Raw genomic sequence first — 23178 nt, forward strand, 5'->3', positions numbered from 1 at the left:
CTGAGAGTTATTGGTGATTTTAACATTAAAATTCCCAGGCTACCACTTTTCGAAGAATAATAACTTTATCGCCATCATCATACTCAAGGGAAAAACCAAACTTCTTGCAGATGAACTCAAAAGTTTTGTCATGGAAAAAACAAACATGCGTTTGGTCACGCATGTACCACCACTCATTCAGATTTGTGTCGTCTTTCCATCGGTGAGTCATGATGCTAAGAGTTCCGCTGGGAATCAGAAGAGAGGTGATGAGGTTTAACTCCTTATATGGCTGAAAGAAGTGTTCAAATGCTTCAGTGGAAATCACGAAGTCGAGCCGCTCATCGGGTAGTTCAGGGAAAAAAAAAGGATCGTAATGGTAACATTCAGCACCGGTTTCTTCTAACATTTTTGCCAAAACAGGTTCCGGCCCGCAGCCAAAATCCAGCCCCACCATATCTTTGTCAATATAACTGAGTGATGGCTCCAATGCCTGATTAAGAGAGTCAACATAACCTTCACATTCAGAGTTGTTGTTATGATGCATGTAGCGTAACTCCTCTTCGTTTGGAGTTGGATGATATGACTGATCTTTGTATATCAGATAACATGATGGGCATTTCCAGAAAAGGATGTCGTTAATCCCTATAAATGAAGTAGATTCTTGATTTTTGCAAAGTGGGCAAGTCATACAGTTCTATTATTATTGCAGATGAAAGTATCTGACTAAATTTTGCAGGACAAAACTACTTGTTTTCGAAGAAAAACAAGCAATAAATTACTTGTTTTTCAAGTAAATATTCCCAAAAAACATTAACAGGTTTCACATTTAAATACTTCAAGGATAAATGGAATTGGTTGCAATTTTGCATTGAAAGGTTGGTTTTGGCCTAATTTTAATAGATTTTTAGGCTGCTTCGACGAACTTAGTAAATCGTCTAACGGAACTGAGCCGCCAGGTACAGAATCGAGCCATGCAGAATGTTTCGATACACAAGTCTATGACTAAATGGCGAGTTCTCCCGAGGCCTCGGGAGCAACTGTAAAACAAATTATAGACACATGAATATCGGTTGAGAAAAGTCGGCCCTAATTTCCCGTGTCCTATGGAGACCCAACATATAGTATGCATCTTGCCAAAAAACGGACAGGGGTGATTTCTTATCTAGCATATTCAAAGACATCAATGGAGGCATAGAAGAAAAACTTTTCACATCCAAAGTTGTTAAATAGGAAAAAACAATGCCATGTTCCAATTATTCAAACTTCCATTCGTTGTTCTGATGCTGTGTGTTATTTCTTTAACCTTGGATGCACAGAACCCCTATTATGAGTTCTTTGAGGAATCTCAAAACATTACGAACATAGGGATGTATGTGCTCGGTTCATGGGCTTTTGCCAACATCACTTTGGGTGTGAATGGCTGGATGCACTCATCCGGCGATCAGAAATACTTTCACCAGATGAACGCAATGTGGAATGGTGTAAATCTGGCCATTGCGACATGGTCCATAGCCGGAAGCTATGCCAGAGATATCGCGGGTATGGATGCACAGGATATGCTTTCACATGTTACCGGTCTGGAGAACCTTTTGTTGATAAATGCCGGGTTGGATTTGGTATATATTGCCGGCGGTTTTGTGTTGCGCCATCAAAGTAAAAAGTCGGAAAAAAGAGCTGATATGCTGAAAGGCTATGGGAATTCGGTGATATTGCAAGGAGGGTTTCTTCTTGTATTTGACTTAATTCTTTATGGAGTAATTAACAGCCATAAGTTGAATTTCCTAAATAATCTGGAATTGTCGGTTGGTCCGACAATGGGTCAATTGACTTTTAATTTTTAGAAAGAGGCCACTACGATTAAAATCTTAAACATCAATCGGAAAAGTGATCAAAAACTTTGCGCCGCCGCCTTCACTGTCATTAATTGATATGGAGCCCTGATGTTTTTCAATGACTCCCTGGGTGATTGCCAGTCCAATGCCCAAACCAAAATCGCCCCCGGCAGTTTTGGTTGTAAAGCTGGGGTTAAATATTTTTTTCTTTATTTTATCGGGAACGCCGGGTCCGTCGTCGGCAACTTCCACCCAAACCTGAGCGTTGGTTGTATTAACTCCGCATGAAATGTATAAGTTTCCGCTATCTTTCATGGCGTCACATGCGTTTATTATCAGGTTTGTCCAAACCTGATTTAGCTCGCCAACAAAGCAGTTTATTTCAGGAATTTCTTCCAAATCGAGATGTACTTTTACGCTCTTAAGCCTGTGTCCAAGAATTTGCAGGGTTTCCCTTATGCCATTGCGAATATCAGCAAGTTCCGGATTCTTGCCTGATTGTCGGCTATAACTTTTAAGGCTTTTAACCAGAAACTCAATTCTGCCGGTTGAAATGCGTATTCCATTAAGAAAAAGTCCTGATTGATAAGCATCAATCAGCAGGTTAAGCAGTTCTTGTTGCGACTTCTTGCTTGAATACTGCATCAGTCTTTTTATCAGATCATCGTTCATCTCGGCCACCAGCCTGAGTTTGCTTCTCTGTATATGCGAAAAGACGCCTGCCAGTTTCTTCATGCGTTCTCTCTGCTCCACAGAATCGGCGTACTCCCTGCTAAGTCCGGCTTCAAAAAAGTACCTGATTTCCCAAGAGCTGGGTAGTTTCGCTGAACTTTCAATCAATTGGGATAGATTTTGTGATAAATAATCCACTGAACGCAACAACGCCGATGCCGGGTTGTTTATTTCATGAGCCAATCCTGCTGTGAGCTCACCCAGCGTTGCCATTTTTTCTTGCGAAATGTAGGCGTTACGTGTGCGTTCTAACTCTTTGATGACTTTACGTAGATGATTTTTTTCTTTTTCAAGTTCCCTCGTTAATTTTGCCACCTCGAGGTGAAGTCCCAACATATTGCGGTACCGTTCAGCCAGGTTGGCGAAAATTAAACCATGAAGCGTCCTGCTGATTTCAGGATATTTCGTGTAGAACAGTTCGAAATTATTGTGGTCAAAAGCCAGGGTTTTGACCCGACTCTGAGCCTTTATGGTGATAAAGATTGGTTCACCGGTTTGGAATGAAAGTAATCCACAAAACTCGCCCGGCCCCAGCAATCCGGTATCGGCAGTTATATCTTCACCGTCCTTGTGCTGACTCACCTCTCCCTCTAAAACCACATAGAGGGTTTTGTTGGGCATTCCCTCTTCAAGCAGAACATCCCCTTCTTCAAAAGTTTTCAGCAGACTTTTTAGTAATTCTGACTCAGTGATTAACTGGTTTATGTTTTGAACAAAGGTGTCCTTATCATAAAGGGAGCGGGTGCTTTCCTCAGTAAGATGGAGGGCGCTGTGTTTTTTGGGATAATTCATTTTTTAAACCTGATTCAAAATCTCAATCTCGCAATTTCTAAATAAACCCTTTTGCCCTGATTGCTTCCTGTAATTTTTCCTGATTAAGTACCGACAAATAGGGTAGAAGTTCATCTTCTGTTTCGATGACGTAGTCGGTCAGTTCATCAATAACAATCTGAAGCAACTCCTCTTTTTTCCAGGGTTTGGACACATACTGATTAAGTCGTGCTTTGTTTACAGCTTGAATGGTATCATCCAGTCCTGCCTGCCCGGTTAGCAATATTTTTCTGGTACTATGAGTGAACTCATCTTTTTGCATTTCAATAAGCAGGTCAACACCCTTATCGCCGGGCATGATGTGGTCGCATAGTATGAGTCCAATTCGGTTCCCTTCTTCTTTTATTTCGTTAATTAGTTTGCGGGCATCGCTGGCAGAGGCAGCTCCTTCGATGGGAAAAAACTCTTCCAATTGCTCCAGATCGCGAATAACAACATCGAGCACTTGTGCCTCATCCTCAACGCAAATAATATAGATATCGGACATAATTCTCGGTTTTTAATTAATAATGAAAGGCCAGTATAGTTGCGACAGTGCTAATGTAGCAACAATTCCAATTAATCCAATAACAATTCCCACCTTCACCATATCGGGTGTTTTAATAAATCCTGTACTCATGGCAATGGCATTTGGTGGTGTGGATATTGGAAGTAACATAGCCATGTTACAAGCTGCAGCAATGGCCAAACTTGATATTACCAAACTAAAACCTTCACCTGCAATACCTGAAGTACCCATGCTTACTGCCAGCGGAATTAGTAACGTTGCGGTAACTGTATTCGAAAGAAAATTTGAAAGGTTTAAAGCTACCAGCCCAAACACACCAATTAAAACAACCTGAGGAAGAGCATCCCATGAAATGCTTGCAACCAGCCACATGGCAAGGCCTGTGTTCTCCATGCTAATACCCAGGGCAATACCACCGGCCACCAACCAAAGAACCTCCCAGGGTAATGAGCGGATGTCCTCCTGCTTCATAACTCCTGTAACGGTTAAGCCTGCTATTGGGAGAAAAGCTACCATGGAGCTTGGGATGCCGTGTGCAGACTCGGTAAACCAGAGCAAAACGGTTGCGGCAAAAAGAAGATAGAGTATAATCGCCGGTCGAGATTTGTTAAAATCCACTTTAAGTGAAAGTTTGAATTCACGCAGATTTGTCGGAAAAAGAAATCTCATTGTGAACCATGCTAGCAATAGAAGCAGGATGACAAGGGGAAGCATCATTACAACCCATGTCCCAAATTCAATGTTTATTCCCTGCTGACCCAGGTTTGCTATTGCAATCGCATTAGGCGGAGTTCCAATAGGAGTAGCCATGCCCCCGATATTTGCTGCAATGGGAATACACAGGGCTAAGATAATTCTAAACTTATCTTCTCTTGCTACCTGCGCAACTATGGGAATGGCCACCGTCATCATCATGGCTGTTGTTGCAGTATTACTCATAAATGCTGATAGCGTTGCCGTAACAACCATTAATCCCAAAATTATAAAATTAGGTTTGGTGCCAAATGGTTTAAGTAATACACTTGTTAAGTTTTTATCGAGATTGTATTTTACCGCTGCTCCTGCCAGCATAAATCCTCCTAAAAACAGAATGATGATGGGGCTGGCCAATGTTCCAAAAAATAGGGAAAATGAGACAGGCTTATATCCAACCAGTTTATGGTTGGCATTGCTGACAATTTTCGCGTCTGATTGTAATTCGTTGCTTCTTATCTCAACCCAATCGGCACGGTTAAGTATTTTAACATCAATGGCAGTATAGTTTCTGCTATCATTAGCTACGTATATTTTTTCACCATCGACTGCTTCAGCTGGTACCAGCCATGAGTCGCTCGTATGTTGCTTTGCGGTTGTGGTTGGCAAACTGGCATCAGAAAAAACAACCCCTTGCTGACTTAAGAGTACAACCTGAAGGAAGATGACCAACATGGATGTGGAATAGATTGGAATGGTCTCGAACATCCAAAACACAGCCGCCATAAGAAATATTCCCAGGGCGATATGTCCTGCATATGACAATCCGTTGAACGTAAAAAACAGGGGTAAACAGAATCCGATTATTCCGAGAATAAGACCTGTAAGAAATTTAATTTGATTTGATTTTTGTTTGCTTTTTCCGGGCATGTTGCACTATTTTAAAAAGCGCAAATTTACAAAACTAAAAGTTAGCTTAATCTTTTCGGGACAATCAATTAACCGTAAAAAAAAGGAAATTAGCTTAACTTTCTTTAATTATATGCTTACGACGTATGACGGAACGTATTTCTGATATATCGTGATAGAGACATGGTATCTTCAATTATCACAATCTTCTAATAAGTCTCCAAAACCACTGTTTCTTATAATTTCTGTGGCTTTTTTATAGGCATCCTTATGGAGTTTGATGCTTATGTTTTCATGGGAAACTGAACCCATGTAAATATTAAGGGCAGAAGATGCCGGATTGTCTGACTGCAATAGCGCATGAATGCCATTCTCTTCCAGAATGCGTTGAATATTCTCCGCCAGTATCCGGTCTTCCAAATTTGCCAATACTACGATTTCATCAGCCATAAATTAATTTTAGGTTGTTAATTTTATAAGGAGATAAGGTTCAGAGAGTAAATATCGGACAATCTATTGGTTATTCAAATAGTTTCCACTGGTAATTGCATTGTTACGCAATGCAATGAGCCATGTTGCTTTATTAATGGAAGACAATTGATGCCTATGATTTCCCTGTCGGGAAATGCCTTTTTTAATTGGGATAATGCCTCAATATCCAGTTCCGAGCCGTATGTAGGAACCAGGACAGCATGATTGATAATCAGGAAATTGGCGTAGGTAGCCGGAAGTCTCTCTCCATGGAAAAAAACTTCCTTTGCCATTGGCAAAGGAATAAGCTGATATGGTTCGCCATCGGCTTTCCTGAGTTGAATCAATTCTTCTTCCATTGCTTTAAGTGCCTGAAAGTGCTCATCTGAAGCATCGCTGCATTTTACGTATGCAATGGTATCTGGATTGCAAAAGCGTGCCAGCGTGTCAATGTGGCTGTCGGTATCATCACCGGCCAGGTATCCATTGTTTATCCAGAGAACTCTTTTCAGTCCCAGTTTCTGAATGAGATATCCCTCTATTTGCTCTTTATTCCACTCCCCGTTTCGGTTTGGTGACAACAGGCATTCACTGGTGGTCAGCAGTGTTCCTTCTCCGTCGGACTCCAATGCACCACCTTCAAGAACAAAATTGAGACGGTTTTTGTATCGAACATCTTTTGCGAAAACGTCCTTACGGAATAAACTTCCTGTAATCAGGTTGTCCTTATCAGCTGCAAATTTCAGACCCCAACCATTGAATTTAAAATCGAGGCAAACAGGCTTATTATCCTCAAAAATGATAATTGGACCGAAGTCTCGTGCCCATGTGTCATTTGTGTCTGTCACAATGGTAATCAGGTTGTTGCCAAACTTTGAGGATAGTGCTTTTCCAGTCGGTTCATCCGGAACCAGAAGCAGTACTTTTTCAAAAGGAAGTATGGATTTTATGATTTCAGAGAAACAGACCTGAACTTCCTCAAGCATGTAGTCCCAATCGGTGTTTTTATGTGGCCAGGCCATAAGAATGGCGCTTTGAGGCGCCCATTCGGCAGGGAAGTGTCTTGTTGTCATTTATTTACTCGTTCAGGTTGCTTTGCAAATAATCTTTTACCTCCAAAAAAGCTTGTTCCATCTTCATCATTTTATCAATCAGGAAGTAAGTCATATCGGGCCACAAATCCTTGTTTAAAATATCCCCGGGACACTCGGTGTAAACCCGGCAAACCATTTCGCCGGTGGGCTTTTCGTAAGTAAAGTCCCAAATCAGCGGTTCTCCAAATTCAGCTTCAAACAGAGTCTTGGCTGCTTCAAGTTTTTCAAAAAGTTGCAATCTGCGCCCCTCTTTGGTATGGTTTATTTCCAAAGCAACACGAGCCTTCTCCCTGTCCACATCAAAACGAAGGTCTAAGCCTTTAATACCGGTATTATCAAATATCCAGAACTTTTTACGACCCTTCTGTCCCGGAAGCCGGCGTGTTTTATTGTTCAGCTTTTGCCAGAATTCTATTCTTACCTCTTTGGCTTCCTCTTTGTTGAACATTTCTGCTGTGTTTTGAATAAATTGTTTTTATGAGTTGAGGTTGATAGGCTATTAGGTCGTTAGGTGTTTTAGGCCTTAACCACAAAGGGCACGAAGAAGGCACAAAGGTCACTATGGCTAACTTAAAACATCGCGTACTTGGTGGTTCTCTCTGTGTTCTTTGTGGCTAAAAAATTATCAATCTTAAAATTCTGAAATTATCTCTTTAAATCAAAATATCAGAAAGTGTATCTCATGGACATCATTACCCGATTGTTGGCATATTTGGTTACTTCGGAGGGGACTCCTTTTGACGTGTAACTTGCACCCCATCCGGCCTCGGTGTACATGTATTCCACAGCGACCCATGTTACCGAATTGATGTGATAACGAAGGCGGGGAGCGATGGAGAAAATATTGGTGACACTGGGATCCCGACCAAAAATAGAGGAGCCATCAACATTTTCAGACGCACCAAGTGCTTCTGTGTAACCTACAAAAACACCCGGGCTCCATGTGGCAGAATGCCTTTCCATATCAGTCCACATTGAGCCATAAGCCAGAGGTTTAAATTCCGGGTTTTCCGGAGTAGATGCAGTAGTACGAGCGACCCCTCCCGGCATGGCCACTTCGGATAAGTTCTCGCCGTATAAGGCTCCAGCACGAACCATTACGGTTGGAAGTCGGTACCTGAAAGTGGTTTGTGCATGAAAACTACCAACATAAGTACCGATGGTTGCCATATTTTCTCTTTCCGGCATTGCCAGTCTTTTGTAACCTGCCGAAAACGAACCCCAGGCATCACCACTCCACATTTTGAGTTGAAGGGTGATTTCCGGCATCTCTCCAAATTCGGTTCCTTCGGCAAAACCGGTGGTGCGGAAGTTATTTTGTTCGATTAATGATGCTGAGAGTTCAAAATTCTCCTGATGATATGTTAATCGCAGCTGCGGATTGCGGCTCAGTGGGTGCATGGGTACACCAACCCCGGTGTGGACCATGTTCGGAAAATTCTCAGGGATGAAAAACGGGTGCCATGTTTGCCCGGCTAGAAAAGTGAAATCTCCATAACCCAATCTGATAAAAGCATGCCGAAGTCTGAAATTGGAATCGGCCGAACGGGCATCTCCTAAGAAGTCGGCTTCAATCAGGCCAAAAACTGAAACGCCATTAACAGTGGGTCCTTTTACATGAATACCAAAGCGAGAGTGGGCAGCATCAATGTCAGTATTTCCGCGACTGTTTAAATCAATACCGGTTTCCAAATCGAGTTCCTGAGGCAATGGGTACAGATAGATGTGCTTATTTCTGATGGCGTTTCCAACTCTGGAGTTATGGGCAGCATCCACGGCTACAAAGCCGTGGATTGAAATATCAAATAATTTTTCTTCATTATCCTGTGCCATCAGAAAAGATGAAGAACAGAACAATGCTAACAGTAAATAAGTAATTTTTTGCATGAATTTCAGTTTAGATAATAAAAGGATGTTTTTATCTGTAATACAGTTAAATAGTCCTGATTGGTTTTGTTTTTCGCACTGCGAAAAAACAAAAAGTTATCCAAACCAACAAACAATTCTTTTATGTAATTGCACAAATCTTATATCTTTATGCGTTTCAAAACCATGTGAATATGAAGAATATTATCAGGATACTTTCTGCACCGTGGCTCATGGGAAGCCTTTTTGTATTAATGGCAGCTGTTATGGCAATGGCCACATTTATCGAAAATGACCATGGAACACATGCTGCAAAAGCGATTGTATATAACTCCTGGTGGTTCGAGTTGATTTTCTTCCTGTTGGCCATCAATATGCTGGGTAATATCTTCAACTTTAACATGTGGAAGCTTGAAAAAATGCCGGTTTTTTTGTTTCATGTTTCGTTTTTTATCATCATAGCAGGAGCTGCCATAACCCGTTATGTTGGTTATGAAGGTTTGTTGCACATTCGTGAAGGCGAAACAGAAAGCGTCATGTTATCAACCGATCCTTTTGTAACTGCTGAATTTCGTTCTGGCGATGAAAGTGAGCAAGTGAGCCGTTTGGCTTTTTTTTCCCCAGCCTCACCACGTGAGTTTAAAGCGACGCTCCGGGCAGGCGATGAAAGAGTTCGCATTCGCAGTGTGGCATTTGTTCCCAATGCCGTTCCACAGCCGGTGGAAACAATGGATGGCAAGCCATTGGCAGCCATTGTCTTTTCTGACAGAATGGAGCGTCTTGAGCATTTTATCGCTCCTGGCGAGAAAATTACAAAAGCTGCTTTCACATTAGGTTTTGAAACCACCGAAGATGTTAATTCCGATGTTTTCATCAAAAGAAATGCCTCCAATACAGGGTTGGTTTTAACAGCCAATCAACCTTTTACGGGATTGAATATGGAGGATAGTTCCACCAGATCTTTTGAGGCCAATACTGAGTACCCCTTTAACCCGGGACTGCTTTACGACTTTAATGGCTTAAGAATAACCGTGAGCCGTTATTATCCATCCGCCATCATGCGTCCGGTCACTTTGCCGGGAGATCAGGGAAGTGGAATGCCACACGGGGTCGTTTTTGAAGTTACCCACAGGGGAGAAACTCAACTATTTACTGCATACGGACGAAACGGCAGAGTGGGAGAGCCCTTTAAGCTAAACCTGCCGGGAGGCCAATTGTCCCTGCGCTTCGGAGCACTGCCAATAGAATTGCCTTTCAGCGTAAGGCTCAATCAATTTATTCTTGAAAGATATCCCGGATCATCCAGTCCGTCAGGCTATAGAAGCGAAATTACCTTATTTGATTCTGATCGGGGGATTGACCAGGATCAGTCGGTATTTATGAACAACATTGTGACTCATCGCGGTTATCGACTTTACCAAAGTTCTTACGACCAGGATGAAAAGGGTACTGTTTTGTCGGTAAATCATGACAGAACCGGAACCATTATTACATACTTCGGGTATTTTTTAATGACACTGGGAATGATGTGGGCTCTGTTCGGAGGAAAAACCCGTTTCAGGCAGTTGATGTCGCATGTCGGGAAAATACATGAAAAGCGGAAGCAACTTATGACCATTTTATTGCTGGTATTTTCTTTAACCATGGTGGCTCAATCCAGGGACGTATTGCCTCCCGCTCCCGACAGAGATGTTGCCGATGCATTTGGAACCATTCTGGTTCAGGATAATGGGGGCAGAATTAAGCCACTTAATTCTTTGCATCAGGAAATCGCATTAAAACTTGTTAAGCACCATACATTCAGAGGTATGACTGCTGATCAGATGGTTTTAGGGATGTTTATACATCCGGCAGATTGGCAAACCTTTCCGCTTATTACCGTGAAGGATCCGCAGATTAGGGCAATTCTGGGCATTACAAAGGATAAAGCTGCTTTTGCTGAGTTTTTTGACAGCAACCGACATTATAAGCTGCATCAATGGGTTGATGCAGCGCACCGGCAAAATCCGGCTGCGCGAAACAAAACAGAACAGGAATTGATTAAAATTGATGAACAAGTCAATGTTTTCTATCTTACCCAAATGGGTAATTTACACAGGATATTCCCATCAACAAAGGATTCACATTTACCATGGTACACCCCGACATCCCAACCTCAAACACTCACAACTTCAGATAGTTTGTTTGTTTCTTCGTCGGTGAGGGATTTTATTGAGATGGTTCGCCGGGGAAACAATGAAGATGCCATTAGTCAACTTAAAGTCATCGATGAATATCAGCGCAGTCATGCTGATGAAATATTACCAACCGACAGGGTTCGGTCTCTTGAATTGCTATATAACCGGCTGAGTATTTTCCTGTGGTTGGCAACCTGGTTTTTTGCGCTTGGTGGCATTTTGGTCTTGCTACAGTTTATAAACCTGTTAAAACCAACACTTGATTTTAAATGGATTATGCGTGGTGGTTACCTGTTGCTCTTTTTGGGGTTTTTGTATCATACCTTTGGACTCATTCTAAGATGGATTGTTTCAGGTCATGCGCCCTGGAGCAATGGGTATGAATCGATGATTTTTGTCGGCTGGGCCATTCTTTTCGCTGCCTTTGTAATGGCTCGGAAGAGTTCCACAATTCTGCCAATTTCCGGATTATTTACCGGCGTTGTGCTAATGGTTGCCCACCTCAGTTGGATGAATCCACATATCACCAACCTTGTTCCTGTGCTGCAATCCTATTGGTTAACCCTTCACGTTTCAGTTATAATTGCAGGATATGGCTTTTTTGTTTTAGGCGCACTTTTAGGATTCATGAACCTTCTTATAACTGCGGTTCGAAACAAATCTAATTTTAACCGGCTTAAACTTACCATTGACGAATTTACGGCCATCAATGAAATGTCCTTAACCGTGGGGCTTTACCTGATGACCATTGGTTCATTTCTGGGCGGTGTTTGGGCCAACGAATCCTGGGGTCGTTATTGGGGCTGGGACCCAAAAGAAACCTGGTCGCTCATCACAATAGTTCTTTATGCCTTTATTCTGCACATGCGATTCATTCCCGGGTTAAAAGGGAAAATCGCATTTAACACCGCTTCTTTACTAACATTTGGATCGGTAATAATGACTTATCTGGGTGTAAACTACTATCTGGCAGGATTGCATTCATACGCCGGTGGCGATCCGGTGCCAATTCCTACTTTTGTTTATTATTCTGTGGCTGTGATTTTTGTATTGATATTCGCGGCCAGATGGAATGATTCAAAAATGAGTCGGGTAGAAGGAGAGGATTAAACGCGGAGTCGCCGAAACGCAGAGGATTTTACGGTTGGATTATCGTTTTTGTTATTTTGGGATTCGATTGTTTTATTGCTCCTCCATACAGAGCTGGTTGTAAATTGTGAGCACTATTTTATCAAAAACATACCCGATGGTATGTAAAACTATTATGGCAAGAATTAGAATGAAAAAAAACTTGATTTTTTTTCATTCTGCTGTAACTTCACATCCACCTAAAGCGTCTCATTTGTATAAACCTTAATAACAGGATGACAGAGGCTCAGTATAATCATTGTGTGGAGCAGCATGCAGACAATCTTTACCGTTTTGTTCTCAAAAATATAAAAGATGAGGACAAAGCGGCAGATATTGTTCAGGATGCCTATGAAAAAATGTGGCGCAATAAAGACGGTGTAAATCCTGAAAAGAGTAAAAGCTACCTGTTTACAACAGCCTACCACGTACTTATAGATTATGTAAGAAGAGAAAAGCCAACCAAATCCATAGAAAACGAAATATCGGAATATTGCACGCATGCGCAATATTCCGATCTGAATGAACTGCTCCATCAGGCTGTTGAAAAACTACCCCCAGATCAAAAAATGGTGGTAATGCTTCGCGATTATGAGGGTTACAGTTACGAGGAGATAGAACAAATTACAGGTCTTTCGCAAAGTCAGGTTAAAGTTTACATATACCGGGCACGACTTTTCTTAAGAAAATTTATCGGAAAAATGGAGGCGGTAATATGACAACAGATAGAAACAATAAGCAGATTAACCGTGAAAACTACTTTGAGTGGTTTCTGGAGTTTACAGACGGGAATCTTTCTGAAGAAGAGAAGGATGCGCTTAAGCGTTTCTTATTGGAGAACCCTGATTTAACGGAAGAATTTCAGGAGTTAACTTCTGGCGCCGATTTGTGTTTGTCTATTCCGCATGAAGATACCTTTCCAAATAAATCCAGAATTAAAAAAGCACCGGAACCTTTTAGTAGTATCTCTGAATATGACTACCTGTTAATCAAAAATTCAGAAGAGGAGTTAACCATTTCTGAACAGAGTCAACTTATCAGCATTCTAGAAAAAGACCCCGACTCAGAGAGAGAGCTAAAACTATATGAGAGGCTAAAATTGCAGGTTCCCGAAGTTGTTATGCCTGGTCGTTCAAAATTACTGCAGCGTTCTGTAGGAGTTAATTACTTTAACTATTTAAAAGTGGCTGCTGCTGCCATCCTGATATTTATGATGTTTAATTACCGGGAAAATATCTCTTTGAATGACTCTTCGCAGGAGCTCAGGTTAGCTCAAGTCGCCGAATTTAAGCCAATTATTCATGAGCCTGTCATGGAAGAAGAGATTTTTTCCATACAATCTTCTGATGTTTTGGTCACTTCACCAACGTTTTTCGCTGATGAAGTTATTGGCTATACGGCAAAGCCACAGGTGTCAGACGTTCTTGATGAACCGGAATTACTTCAATTGCCGCGGCCCGCAATCCAACCTTTAGATCCCGGGATTATGCCAAATGCGTACGAGGCTGGCTTGGCTTTAATGTTACCTCAATATGTTGAAAACAGACGATTAATGGCTCAACTAGATCCGGAGAGATCAGGATCTCAAAACGAAGATACTAAAACGTTATTGGAGCGAACAGGTGTATTATTCAGAAGTGTCAATCCGCTTTCAAACCTGGCATATAACAGAGTTTATGATGAGGAAGGTGAAGTTGTGGCCATCAACATCAGTTCAGATAACTTTGAACTGACTCAAAAAGTCCCCAAATGGCTTGCTCCAAGATAATCTTTCAACGATTTTCACAGATCTTGTAACTTTTAAATTAGCAAAAGCGTCCCATTCATAAACAACAATCCGGATTGTTTTTGACCTGTTTTGTATTATTAATCAAAGGTGATGATTATTTAAAAACCAATGCGATGAAGCAATATAATATTTCAATAGATGAGTATTCTGAATCAGTTGCTAAAACGAACTGTTGTCAGAATGAAAATATAGAAGTTTTCATGAAAAAGTCAGAAAGAGCGATTCATTCCTTTATTCTCGTCATGTTTTCCATCATCATTTTTGTTTCAACAGCTGACGCACAAAGCCATCAGACTGACCGACAAAAGGTGAGGGATTTGGTGACCGTTGAAGAAACCTCCCACAGAACGAGCGTGACATTTCCCGGGGGCTCGGTAATTGTTAATCATTTTGAAGATACCATTACCAGGCTTTCGGTTGGCAGAAGGGAATTGCAGATTATTGAGAATGATAAGTCAGGGTGTACCCGGATAAAAATGGTGCATTCCCCCCGGAATAAGTTCAGAGGCCATTGGTCGGGGTTTGATCTTGGATTCAATAATTTTTTCTCATCATCATTTGACAGCAGTTTACCCGATGATGGTTATTTTATGGATCTGAATAATGGAAAGTCCGTGGCAGTTGGATTAAATTTCTTTCAATATGATATTGGACTTTCAAGCTATAGTAACAATACCGGTTTGGTTACCGGTATGGGAATTACCTGGCACAATTATCGGTTGGATTCTGATTATGTTCTCACACGACTGGAAAATGGAAAAACCGGTTATTACATTGAAGATGAACTGAACATCCGCAAAAATAAGCTAACCACCATGTTTTTAACCGTTCCTTTATTGTTAGAACACCAGTTCCCGGTGGCAGACTCAGGAAAACCGATTTTCATTAGTGGAGGGGTTTATGGTGCGTTCCGGCTTCGCTCTCATACCAAGTTGGTTTATGATGGAAGAGAGAAGGAGAAGTCCAGAGACAATCTGAATCTTAATTCATTTAAATATGGATTTACAGTGAGAGCAGGATACAGATTTATAAAGCTATTCGCTACCTATGATATGACGCCTTTGTTTCAGAAAGACCAGGGTCCGGAATTGTACCCATGGTCGGTTGGGTTAACCCTTGTTAGTTTTTAAGACATTTTTAAAGATAACATATGATGCGTATTGTTTTAATCATTAAGATATTGCTTGCACTGCTTCTCCTTATGGAGAAGTCGGAAGCAGCCATCCTGTTAAATCAATCATCTCAGCAGTGGGAGAGAACCTGGGAAATGAAACCAGGCATATTCAGGGTTCTTCAGAATGGGAAAATCGGTATTGTGAATAAGGAAGGGGATATTCTGGTTCCCATTCAATACGATCAGGTATATGATTTGGATCGCGAAGGGTATGTTCGAGTTCTGCAAAGTCTGAAAATTGGACTTTACCACCTGGATAAAGGAATGATTCTACCCGCAGAATATGATCAGATATGGCCATTTGAAAATGGTGTGGCAAAGGTGTTGAAGGACAGGAAGGTGGGATTTGTGAAAAATGATGGATCAACATTGATCCCCACCGAGTATAATCATATTTGGCCTGCAGAGGATGGGTTTTATAAAGTTTTGAAAGATGGCCGAATGGGGTTGATCGATCTGGACGGACGTATGGTTGTTTATCCCGGTTATCAACAAATATGGTCATTTGAAGAGGGATATGCCAGGGTTTTAAAGGATGGCAAAATGGGGTTCATTAACAGACAGGGTTTTGAAATCATTGCTCCTGTTTATCAACAGGTTTGGAATTTTGAAAATGGCAAAGCCAGAGCATTATCTGGAACCGAAGTACATTATGTTGACACGCTTGGCCGTTTGCTCGATAAGGAAGTTGAACCAATAAAGCTGCCTGTTCAGGAATCCAGACAGGAGCAACCGGCTCCGGGTGTGCGTATTGGCCGAGATCATGTAGAGGTTCAACGAGAAACTCACTCAAAGGAAATTAGAGTTTATAAGGGAACTCCATCAAAACGCAGGAAATATTTTGATGGAAATCTGGCCGGCATTAATCTTGGTATTAATGGTTATTTTAATAACAATTTTAAAGAACAGATGCCTGACGGGTACGAGTTCATGGAGCTGAATCATTCAAGATCTATTGAATTTTCAATCTATCCTTTTCAAAAAAGCACCCCGCTTTTTAGTTCAAATATAGGACTTGTTAGTGCCTTGGGGCTTGAGTATAATAATTACAGATTTTCATTTAAAAGCCTGTCCGAAGTTCCGGAACATTCCATTGATTGGTTTCCCGTATTATCTGAAACCGCTTCCATAAGGAAATCCAAATTAACAACTCTGTTCCTGAATGTGCCACTTGTTATGGAATTTCAGGTTCCCGATGGGACCAATAATAATCTTTATTTAGGAGCTGGAGTAGTGGGAGGTATGCGTTTACGTTCGCACACCAGAACCGATTCCCGTGATGACGGAAGGAAGAGAAAGCAAAAAGTTCGGGACGATTTTGACCTAAAGCCTTTCAGATATTCATATATTGTTCGTGCAGGGTATGATAATTTTGGGATTTACGCGACCTATTCACCCATGTCTATGTTCAAAGAAAATCGTGGACCTGAGTTGTATCCCTATACAGTTGGATTTTCATTGAATTTTTGAAGATGCCGAATTAATATTAAATTAGCATCCAATGCCTTGTATGCCCCGATTTACAGTCGGGGCATTGTTTGATATAAAGGAAAAAGGTAAGGTTGTATTTCTAAGATTAAATTAAAACACTCCCAGCTCGCCTTATTTTGCTTTAATGCTTGGCGAATTCGATCCAAAGGAGCTTCACTTATTATTAAATAATACTATTAGACGATCATGGGAGACAAAATTTTAAAGTTATCTGTTTTAGTCTTTCTCGGATTAATTATGGTTGGAGCGCTTATTACGATTTATAGAAATCGTTATGCTGTTGATACATTTAGTAAATTGGAATTTAATGGAATTGTTAATAGCAAGACATACATAAAAAACAAGAAAGCACATTTTGTATTGATAGATTCGACGTGGTATGGTATTATGGATTATCCATTAGAGAGTTATGTTGCAATAGGTGATTCTATCTATAAAACAGATCGCTCAAAATGCATTTATGTTAAAAGACAAGACTTTAAAACGAAAGAATTTTGTAATTCATATGCGTATAGGATTAATGATAGAATCCTTATTAGAAATCTGGGAACTGTTTTTAAAGAGAACCGAGAGCAAGCTATCCGGAAATAATTTTAAAAATGCTATTTTTATGTATAATAATAAGAATTCACAAGAAGGTATTCTCTTAGACGCTTCATGGTGGGTAAAGGCACAAAATTAGGTCTGATTTCAATAAAATAATCTAATAGGCATGGAATTTTTATTCGAATTGTTTTTACGTCGATTAATAATTAACGGGATGGGATTATATTCCAGATATATATTCTTTTGGTTAATTGGCAATAAGAAAAAAATTGAATTTCTGTCTGGAAAAAATAAAAGTTCTTTGGCTGGAAACTATTCACAAGGTTTTTACAATGCAGTTATAGGAATTTTTGTTTTTGCGGGGTTGTTATTTTTGATTATCTTCATTGTAGCAGTTGTTACAGGAACGCCCTTTTAATTAAATAATCTCAATTAAGAAAACGATGGGAGATCTTTTTATTACTTTTTCCTTATTTATTTTTGTGCAGGGTATAGCATTACTATTTAGTTCCTATTTATTTAAATACAGATAGACATTTGGCTTTGTAGTTGGAGCACAGTGCATAAGGCATAGCTGTCTTTATTTTTTATTAACATGCAGTAGATTGCTTTTTGATCGGCGAAGTTCTTTTTGCAATCAGAGCGAATACTACGTCGAATTCTAACCGGTATTTCACGTCCCCGCCAGAGAGTCTTTATTCACCTAATTTGGCAATGAGGAACAGTTCGTTTATGGGGGTGGATCCGGATGGAAGATGGGTAAAAGGCGCAGGATTTTTCAGAATGTATTTATGTCGGATTATAAGATAGCGCAAAATGCAACTGAAAGAGCTAATTCAGCAGGGTTAACACTTTATTTTACAGGTTTTACAGAAGAAGGTATGTCTGAATTTCTTTATAAAAATGGAAGTTTAGGAGAAAATTTAGCAAATAGTCCGAGGTTATTCCGTAGTTTAATGCATAAGTATGGTGGGACTCCGAAAGGAGATGAAATCTTCATGCCGCAATTCATGTTTACAATGGAACGAGATAAGGTGGCAGTAATGAAAGGGATTTCTAATACTATTAGTATTACATTTTTGGGGCGGCAGGGATAATTTCAGTTGCAGGTTTTTTAGCATTAGTAAGAAGAACAACTCCAAATGTTTTTTTAATTAATTCGGTTGAGTTCAGAGCGCCAATAAATCTTCGAGTAGGGCTTTATGCATCTGAAAACGCTTTAAAATATGGAGCTTTTCAATATAGTACTAAAGCTCTCAGGGTTTTTGCTTGTTCTCAAGCTTTTGGTAGGAATATGTTGCAGATAACACTAAGATTCCAACCCTCATTAGGTTCATGGAGTACACAGGTGATACGAATAGGAACTCCAATAAAGATTGGCTTAGTTGGGTCTCAATAAGGCTTGGGATTTGGAACATGGTTGCAAATATATGCTCCACACGGAGTTAAATTTATCCCTTAAAATGGAAACTTTAATTATAAAAGATACAATTTTTGAATTTGTAAATGCAAGGCAAATTTTGAATATGGGAGGCCCTTGGGTTGGGGACATGAATGTCGACGGAAAAAAATCAATCGGAAGTGTAATTATCGACAATGTTGTTTATTATGGGATGCATGACAGTATTTACTTTATTAAGTATTACGGTGATATAAATTGCTGTTTTGCTGTTTGTTTATATGATCTAAGTCGCAAAGAAATATATAAATTTGATAAAGCTTTTGATATGATTTTTATTAAGGAAATTAGCGATAATAAGTTGGTTTATTTTGATGCTTTTCATGAAGAAAATGACAAGTATAGACGGGAGTTAAGTTTAAACGATTTAGAAAGAGTATTGATTAAACAATAGAAAGAAATACAAGGTGTTGATTTACTGAATGTGAATACTCCGTTGTAGCGAGTTTGTAACTCGATCCTTCTTATTCTTTGCAACCAAAGCTTTCAATGGTAATATAGAAGGATATTTTGCGATAAAGCAGGATACCCCAGCTGGTTGTAGTCCCTATTAACCTGAGTTCGATTCTAAAAAAGCGTAATTTGATTAGTATTTACAACCTTATATTTTAGAGCTGGCTTTTTGGGAAAGAAAGAATAAGCAATGAGTGCAGAAATCATATTAGTCTGGAAGTTTCCAAAAGATATATGCCTTGAGTGCTCTATAGAGCACATATTTTTCAATTCGTCATTAATTGTCTCAATTACAGAACGTTTTCCGAGCAGTATTTTGTCTTTCATTTCCATTTTTTATATTGTTTCTGATTTGAGTTATTAAATGAAATCCATCAACAAAGCAGGCTTTTTTTTAGGACTATTTCCTAAAGTATACATTGAGGTAGAAGCAGTAAGTTCAAAGCCCTTATCTAAACGCATGAGCTTCGCTGTTATTTAATTGTTTATCGACTGATAATTTAGTGAAACCCATCATTTTTCCAAATTCTACGCTAAAAATGTTTAACCTAATATTTTTTAAATCAGGTCATTATAAATCAAGCTTAGGTTAATACGAATGGTTTTGCTTAAGTCAATAATTATTCTAAAAAACTCAATGCATATTTATATTAAAGCTGTTTTAGAGATTTTTAGATGTAAGATATATAGACCATTAAGTAGAAAATCAGATATATCTGATCGTCTTTCTCAACTATCCTATCTTTCTAGAATCTAACACTCTTCTTATCTATAACATATATTTGAAACAAAATTTAAACAGTTACTAAAACCTGCCTCAGCCTCAATATAAATTAACAATATTGTTAATCTTAACATCTTGTTAACACGCTTGAATTTTCAAAGGCCAGTCTGTCAGCATTATATGTATTCTGGACTATGTAGAAATTCAAATTATATTTAAACAATACTAAAACAATTGACTATGATGGGAAAATAATCGAATTTGAAGTTATAAACCCATTAAAACTATGCGATATGAGATCCAGAAAAACTTCAAAATCAGACTTGGAAAGCAAGCGATCTATGTTTTTGCAAATTGGATTGGTAGTTTCTCTTACTGCAGCATTGATAGCTTTTGAATGGTCTTCTTCCGATGTTTCATATAACTACGCCTGGTATGGCGCTGAAACGGAAGCCACTGAGGAATTGGTTCCTATTACGGTACATAAGGAAATTACACCGCCACCCAAGGCTCCACAACCTTTAAATTTGCTGGAAATAGTTTATACTGACGAGCCGCTTGATGAATCACTTTGCTTTGGTTCGTCCGAATATACCGATGAGATTATATTTATAGAATGGAAACCAATTGATGATCCAAGAGAGGTTCTCCCCGTTGCTGAAATCATGCCTAAATTTCCAGGTGGAGAGCAGGCTCTTTTGAGATTTCTGGCTGAGAATATCCAATATCCGCGTACGGCATTAAGAAACGACATACAGGGTAGGGTATTTGTATCATTTGTGGTAGACAGAAACGGGAAAGTGGTAGATATAAAGGTTGTAAGGGGTCGTCATCACGAATTGGACAACGAAGCAATTCGGGTAATAAAACTGATGCCCGACTGGGAACCAGGAATACAAAACGGGGAGCGGGTAAATGTTGCTTACACGGTACCCGTTAATTTTGAGATAAGAAATTGGTAAAAAATAGAAAATAAGATATTGTTACAATCGAACAATGCATTATCCTTGTGTTAAATTTCTTGAAATTTATTTAACCTAAAAAATAAAAGGTGCAAAGGCTCTTTTATTTCAGAAGAAAAACTTATTTTTACGTTCTTTTCAAGCGTTAAATTAACATAAAGCTCTTGTAAAAAGACGATTTGAGTATTATATTCGTTTTAAACTATAAACAGTAACCAGTAGTTATGGACACTAAAAAATCACCCAAAGCGGATCTGGAAAGCAAGAAAACTGTATTTATGCAGATTGGTCTTGTGGTAACCCTCTCTTTGGTTTTAATTGCTTTTGAGTGGACAACCACGGAAGTAAATATAAACCTGGGGTTAATGGATATAGAGGAGGAGGTTGAAGAGGAAATTATTCCAATCACCAGACAGGAAGAGGTGCCACCACCACCGCCACCGCCGCCACCAGCGGTAACAGATATTCTTAATATTGTTGATGACGATATTGATCTGGATGAAGAGTTAGAGATCTTTGACACTGAAATGCACGATGACTCAATGATTGATTTCGTTGATATGGATTTTGAAGAAGAGCGTGACGATGGTGAGATCTTTATTATAGTTGAAGAGATGCCCGAATTCCCCGGAGGAATACAAGCATTACAACGTTACTTGGCACAATCTATCCGTTATCCTGTAATTGCTCAGGAAAATGGGATTCAGGGAAGGGTATATATTCAATTTGTAATTAATCAAAATGGTGAGGTAACAAACGCAACCGTATTAAGAGGTGTTGATCCAAGTTTGGATCGTGAAGCCCTCAGGGTTGTACAGGCCATGCCAAACTGGACACCCGGACGTCAGAGAAACAGGCCGGTAAGGGTTTCTTATACTGTGCCTATTAACTTTGTTCTTCAATAACAGAACATTTCTTTATCATAAGAAAAACCCGGCTTTAGCCGGGTTTTTTGCTTTTATTTCACCATCATTCGGGGTTTGTATTCAATCATCATACAGAAGTTCCAAAAGATCATTATTTTTGCTTTACCATTTAACAGAAATATCAAGAAAAATATATGATAGAAACCCAAAAAGACCTTGAAAAAGTTGTGCTGGTCGCTGTTAGAACACCCGATTTAACCGATGCTGAGGTTTTGGAGCATCTGGATGAGCTTGCTTTTCTTGCGGAAACAGCCGGAGCAGAACCTGTGAAAAGATTCACACAGAATTTAACCATGGCCGACAAACGTACTTATGTAGGCAGTGGTAAGGTGGAGGAAATTGTGGATTATTTAAAGGTTCATGAAGATGTGACGGGTGTCATTTTTGACGACGAACTCTCCCCTTCGCAGTTGAAAAATCTGGAAGGAACCATTAAAAGGCGTGTTCTTGATAGAACCAACCTGATTCTGGACATTTTTGCCAGCAGAGCAAGAACTGCACACGCTAAAACTCAGGTAGAATTGGCTCAGTATCAGTATCTATTGCCACGTCTTACCCGGATGTGGACTCACCTTGAACGACAAAGAGGTGGTATTGGCATGCGCGGCCCGGGAGAAAAAGAGATTGAAACAGACCGCCGGATTATTCGGGACATCATCGCTAAGCTTAAAAAAGATCTTGAGAAGATTGATAAACAAAAGGCTACTCAACGAAAGAATAGAGGCAAAATGGTGCGTGTAGCTCTTGTAGGCTACACCAACGTGGGAAAATCCACCCTAATGAATGCGCTGAGTAAAAGCGAAGTATTTGCAGAAAACAAACTCTTTGCTACATTGGATACAACAGTTCGCAAGGTGGTCATTGGCAATTTACCGTTTCTGCTGGCCGATACGGTTGGTTTTATCCGGAAGTTGCCTCACCACCTGGTGGAATCGTTTAAATCAACACTAGACGAGGTACGCGAGGCCGATATGCTGATGCACATTGTTGACATTTCACACCCCGGCTTTGAACAGCAAATTGATGTGGTAAACAATACACTCCGGGAAATTGATGACCGCGAAAAACCTGTTATTATGGTTTTTAATAAAGTGGACGCCTACAACTACATTGCAAAGGATGAAGATGATCTTACTCCAGTAACAAAGCAGAATCTGACTTTGGACGATTTGAAAAAAACTTGGATGGCAAAAGATACCCCGTCCATATTTATCTCTGCATTAGAGAAAACCAATTTTGATGAATTCAAAGAGACCCTGTATCAGGAAGTTTTAAAAGTTCATGTAACAAGGTTTCCTTATAATGATTTTCTTTATCCGGATGTTGAAGAGGAAGATGAGGAGTAGAACTAAAACGGAGGATGTTTATTAACAAGAAAAATTAACCACAATGAACACCAAGTAAGCACAATGAGCACTAGGGCTACTGCAT

At 39.8% G+C, this 23178-nt stretch carries 21 protein-coding genes and 1 pseudogene; 13 read left to right on the forward strand and 9 right to left on the reverse strand.

What is annotated here, in order from left to right; all coding sequences use genetic code 11:
* Positions 1 to 25 precede the first annotated feature (25 nt).
* Positions 26 to 670: a class I SAM-dependent methyltransferase gene (locus tag B5X70_RS14805; protein WP_079558686.1), complete on the reverse strand. Its 645-nt coding sequence runs from the start codon at positions 668 to 670 to the stop codon at positions 26 to 28.
* A 556-nt stretch (positions 671 to 1226) separates the two neighbouring features.
* On the opposite strand from B5X70_RS14805, the gene B5X70_RS14810 reads away from it, so the two are divergent.
* A complete protein-coding gene (locus B5X70_RS14810) occupies positions 1227 to 1823 on the forward strand; it encodes a DUF6992 family protein (RefSeq protein WP_079558687.1) in 597 nt (198 codons plus the stop codon).
* Positions 1824 to 1847: 24 nt separating this feature from the next.
* On the opposite strand, the gene B5X70_RS14815 is transcribed toward B5X70_RS14810, so the two are convergent.
* The 7 genes from B5X70_RS14815 to B5X70_RS14845 form a co-directional block, all read right to left on the reverse strand.
* A complete protein-coding gene (locus B5X70_RS14815; RefSeq protein ID WP_079558688.1) occupies positions 1848 to 3338 on the reverse strand; it encodes an ATP-binding protein in 1491 nt (496 codons plus the stop codon).
* A gap of 37 nt (positions 3339 to 3375) precedes the next feature.
* Positions 3376 to 3864 carry a response regulator gene (locus B5X70_RS14820; RefSeq protein WP_079558689.1) on the reverse strand — a complete coding sequence of 163 codons (489 nt, stop codon included), beginning with the start codon at positions 3862 to 3864 and terminating at the stop codon, positions 3376 to 3378.
* A gap of 12 nt (positions 3865 to 3876) precedes the next feature.
* Positions 3877 to 5508 (reverse strand): SLC13 family permease, encoded by a 1632-nt coding sequence (locus B5X70_RS14825; RefSeq protein ID WP_198314248.1) that lies wholly within the window; start codon positions 5506 to 5508, stop codon positions 3877 to 3879.
* A gap of 171 nt (positions 5509 to 5679) precedes the next feature.
* Positions 5680 to 5937: a putative signal transducing protein gene (locus B5X70_RS14830; RefSeq protein ID WP_079558690.1), complete on the reverse strand. Its 258-nt coding sequence runs from the start codon at positions 5935 to 5937 to the stop codon at positions 5680 to 5682.
* Between the two features lie 74 nt (positions 5938 to 6011).
* On the reverse strand, positions 6012 to 7031 hold the full coding sequence (locus B5X70_RS14835) for an agmatine deiminase family protein (RefSeq protein WP_079558691.1): 1020 nt from the start codon (positions 7029 to 7031) through the stop codon (positions 6012 to 6014).
* Positions 7032 to 7035: 4 nt separating this feature from the next.
* The gene (locus B5X70_RS14840; RefSeq protein ID WP_079558692.1) at positions 7036 to 7500 is read right to left on the reverse strand and encodes a DUF4268 domain-containing protein; all 465 of its coding nucleotides are present in this window, start codon (positions 7498 to 7500) and stop codon (positions 7036 to 7038) included.
* A gap of 218 nt (positions 7501 to 7718) precedes the next feature.
* On the reverse strand, positions 7719 to 8939 hold the full coding sequence (locus B5X70_RS14845) for a DcaP family trimeric outer membrane transporter (protein WP_079558693.1): 1221 nt from the start codon (positions 8937 to 8939) through the stop codon (positions 7719 to 7721).
* 173 nt (positions 8940 to 9112) lie between these two features.
* Between B5X70_RS14845 and ccsB the strand changes: the two genes are divergently transcribed.
* The 9 genes from ccsB (at position 9113) to B5X70_RS14890 (ending at position 19076) form a co-directional block, all read left to right on the forward strand.
* Complete coding sequence (gene ccsB, locus B5X70_RS14850; protein WP_079558694.1) at positions 9113 to 12205, forward strand: c-type cytochrome biogenesis protein CcsB; 3093 nt, start codon at positions 9113 to 9115, stop codon at positions 12203 to 12205.
* A 254-nt stretch (positions 12206 to 12459) separates the two neighbouring features.
* Positions 12460 to 12942: an RNA polymerase sigma factor gene (locus B5X70_RS14855; RefSeq protein WP_079558695.1), complete on the forward strand. Its 483-nt coding sequence runs from the start codon at positions 12460 to 12462 to the stop codon at positions 12940 to 12942.
* Entirely contained in the window at positions 12939 to 13991 is a 1053-nt protein-coding gene (locus tag B5X70_RS14860; protein ID WP_079558696.1) for an anti-sigma factor, read from the forward strand. The genes B5X70_RS14855 and B5X70_RS14860 overlap by 4 nt, the downstream gene beginning before the upstream one ends.
* 134 nt (positions 13992 to 14125) lie before the next feature.
* Entirely contained in the window at positions 14126 to 15142 is a 1017-nt protein-coding gene (locus tag B5X70_RS14865; protein ID WP_088328609.1) for an outer membrane beta-barrel protein, read from the forward strand.
* A 20-nt stretch (positions 15143 to 15162) separates the two neighbouring features.
* Entirely contained in the window at positions 15163 to 16656 is a 1494-nt protein-coding gene (locus B5X70_RS14870) for a WG repeat-containing protein (RefSeq protein ID WP_079558697.1), read from the forward strand.
* Positions 16657 to 16863: 207 nt separating this feature from the next.
* The gene (locus tag B5X70_RS14875; RefSeq protein WP_079558698.1) at positions 16864 to 17268 is read left to right on the forward strand and encodes a hypothetical protein; all 405 of its coding nucleotides are present in this window, start codon (positions 16864 to 16866) and stop codon (positions 17266 to 17268) included.
* Between the two features lie 121 nt (positions 17269 to 17389).
* Positions 17390 to 17641, forward strand: coding sequence for a hypothetical protein (locus B5X70_RS14880; RefSeq protein ID WP_079558699.1), 252 nt, complete (start codon positions 17390 to 17392; stop codon positions 17639 to 17641).
* A gap of 373 nt (positions 17642 to 18014) precedes the next feature.
* Positions 18015 to 18320, forward strand: coding sequence for a hypothetical protein (locus B5X70_RS14885; protein WP_079558700.1), 306 nt, complete (start codon positions 18015 to 18017; stop codon positions 18318 to 18320).
* 366 nt (positions 18321 to 18686) lie between these two features.
* Positions 18687 to 19076, forward strand: coding sequence for a hypothetical protein (locus tag B5X70_RS14890; RefSeq protein ID WP_079558701.1), 390 nt, complete (start codon positions 18687 to 18689; stop codon positions 19074 to 19076).
* A 173-nt stretch (positions 19077 to 19249) separates the two neighbouring features.
* Here B5X70_RS14890 and B5X70_RS18600 read toward each other — a convergent pair.
* Positions 19250 to 19456: pseudogene (locus B5X70_RS18600) on the reverse strand (transposase); the annotation flags it as partial.
* Between the two features lie 696 nt (positions 19457 to 20152).
* Here B5X70_RS18600 and B5X70_RS14900 point away from each other — a divergent pair.
* The 3 genes from B5X70_RS14900 (at position 20153) to hflX (ending at position 23093) form a co-directional block, all read left to right on the forward strand.
* Complete coding sequence (locus tag B5X70_RS14900) at positions 20153 to 20821, forward strand: energy transducer TonB (RefSeq protein WP_079558703.1); 669 nt, start codon at positions 20153 to 20155, stop codon at positions 20819 to 20821.
* Between the two features lie 224 nt (positions 20822 to 21045).
* The gene (locus B5X70_RS14905) at positions 21046 to 21726 is read left to right on the forward strand and encodes an energy transducer TonB (protein ID WP_079558704.1); all 681 of its coding nucleotides are present in this window, start codon (positions 21046 to 21048) and stop codon (positions 21724 to 21726) included.
* Positions 21727 to 21881: 155 nt separating this feature from the next.
* Positions 21882 to 23093 (forward strand): GTPase HflX, encoded by a 1212-nt coding sequence (gene hflX, locus B5X70_RS14910; protein WP_079558705.1) that lies wholly within the window; start codon positions 21882 to 21884, stop codon positions 23091 to 23093.
* Positions 23094 to 23178: the final 85 nt, after the last annotated feature.

The organism is Alkalitalea saponilacus, assembly GCF_900168165.1.
In the GTDB taxonomy this organism is placed as follows: Bacteria; Bacteroidota; Bacteroidia; order Bacteroidales; family Marinilabiliaceae; genus Natronoflexus; species Natronoflexus saponilacus.

Excerpts from the sequence above, each read along its gene's own strand:
- B5X70_RS14830 (WP_079558690.1), bottom strand. The coding sequence starts at position 5,937 with ATGGCTGATGAAATCGTAGTATTGGCAAATTTGGAAGACCGGATACTG.
- B5X70_RS14900 (WP_079558703.1), top strand. The coding sequence starts at position 20,153 with ATGAGATCCAGAAAAACTTCAAAATCAGACTTGGAAAGCAAGCGATCT.
- B5X70_RS14870 (WP_079558697.1), top strand. The coding sequence starts at position 15,163 with ATGATGCGTATTGTTTTAATCATTAAGATATTGCTTGCACTGCTTCTC.
- B5X70_RS14820 (WP_079558689.1), bottom strand. The coding sequence starts at position 3,864 with ATGTCCGATATCTATATTATTTGCGTTGAGGATGAGGCACAAGTGCTC.
- ccsB (WP_079558694.1), top strand. The coding sequence starts at position 9,113 with ATGAAGAATATTATCAGGATACTTTCTGCACCGTGGCTCATGGGAAGC.
- B5X70_RS14885 (WP_079558700.1), top strand. The coding sequence starts at position 18,015 with ATGTCGGATTATAAGATAGCGCAAAATGCAACTGAAAGAGCTAATTCA.
- B5X70_RS14860 (WP_079558696.1), top strand. The coding sequence starts at position 12,939 with ATGACAACAGATAGAAACAATAAGCAGATTAACCGTGAAAACTACTTT.
- B5X70_RS14835 (WP_079558691.1), bottom strand. The coding sequence starts at position 7,031 with ATGACAACAAGACACTTCCCTGCCGAATGGGCGCCTCAAAGCGCCATT.
- B5X70_RS14825 (WP_198314248.1), bottom strand. The coding sequence starts at position 5,508 with ATGCCCGGAAAAAGCAAACAAAAATCAAATCAAATTAAATTTCTTACA.
- B5X70_RS14840 (WP_079558692.1), bottom strand. The coding sequence starts at position 7,500 with ATGTTCAACAAAGAGGAAGCCAAAGAGGTAAGAATAGAATTCTGGCAA.
- B5X70_RS14805 (WP_079558686.1), bottom strand. The coding sequence starts at position 670 with ATGACTTGCCCACTTTGCAAAAATCAAGAATCTACTTCATTTATAGGG.
- B5X70_RS14855 (WP_079558695.1), top strand. The coding sequence starts at position 12,460 with ATGACAGAGGCTCAGTATAATCATTGTGTGGAGCAGCATGCAGACAAT.
- B5X70_RS14875 (WP_079558698.1), top strand. The coding sequence starts at position 16,864 with ATGGGAGACAAAATTTTAAAGTTATCTGTTTTAGTCTTTCTCGGATTA.
- B5X70_RS14890 (WP_079558701.1), top strand. The coding sequence starts at position 18,687 with ATGGAAACTTTAATTATAAAAGATACAATTTTTGAATTTGTAAATGCA.
- B5X70_RS14815 (WP_079558688.1), bottom strand. The coding sequence starts at position 3,338 with ATGAATTATCCCAAAAAACACAGCGCCCTCCATCTTACTGAGGAAAGC.
- B5X70_RS14845 (WP_079558693.1), bottom strand. The coding sequence starts at position 8,939 with ATGCAAAAAATTACTTATTTACTGTTAGCATTGTTCTGTTCTTCATCT.
- hflX (WP_079558705.1), top strand. The coding sequence starts at position 21,882 with ATGATAGAAACCCAAAAAGACCTTGAAAAAGTTGTGCTGGTCGCTGTT.
- B5X70_RS14865 (WP_088328609.1), top strand. The coding sequence starts at position 14,126 with ATGAAGCAATATAATATTTCAATAGATGAGTATTCTGAATCAGTTGCT.
- B5X70_RS14880 (WP_079558699.1), top strand. The coding sequence starts at position 17,390 with ATGGAATTTTTATTCGAATTGTTTTTACGTCGATTAATAATTAACGGG.
- B5X70_RS14905 (WP_079558704.1), top strand. The coding sequence starts at position 21,046 with ATGGACACTAAAAAATCACCCAAAGCGGATCTGGAAAGCAAGAAAACT.
- B5X70_RS14810 (WP_079558687.1), top strand. The coding sequence starts at position 1,227 with ATGTTCCAATTATTCAAACTTCCATTCGTTGTTCTGATGCTGTGTGTT.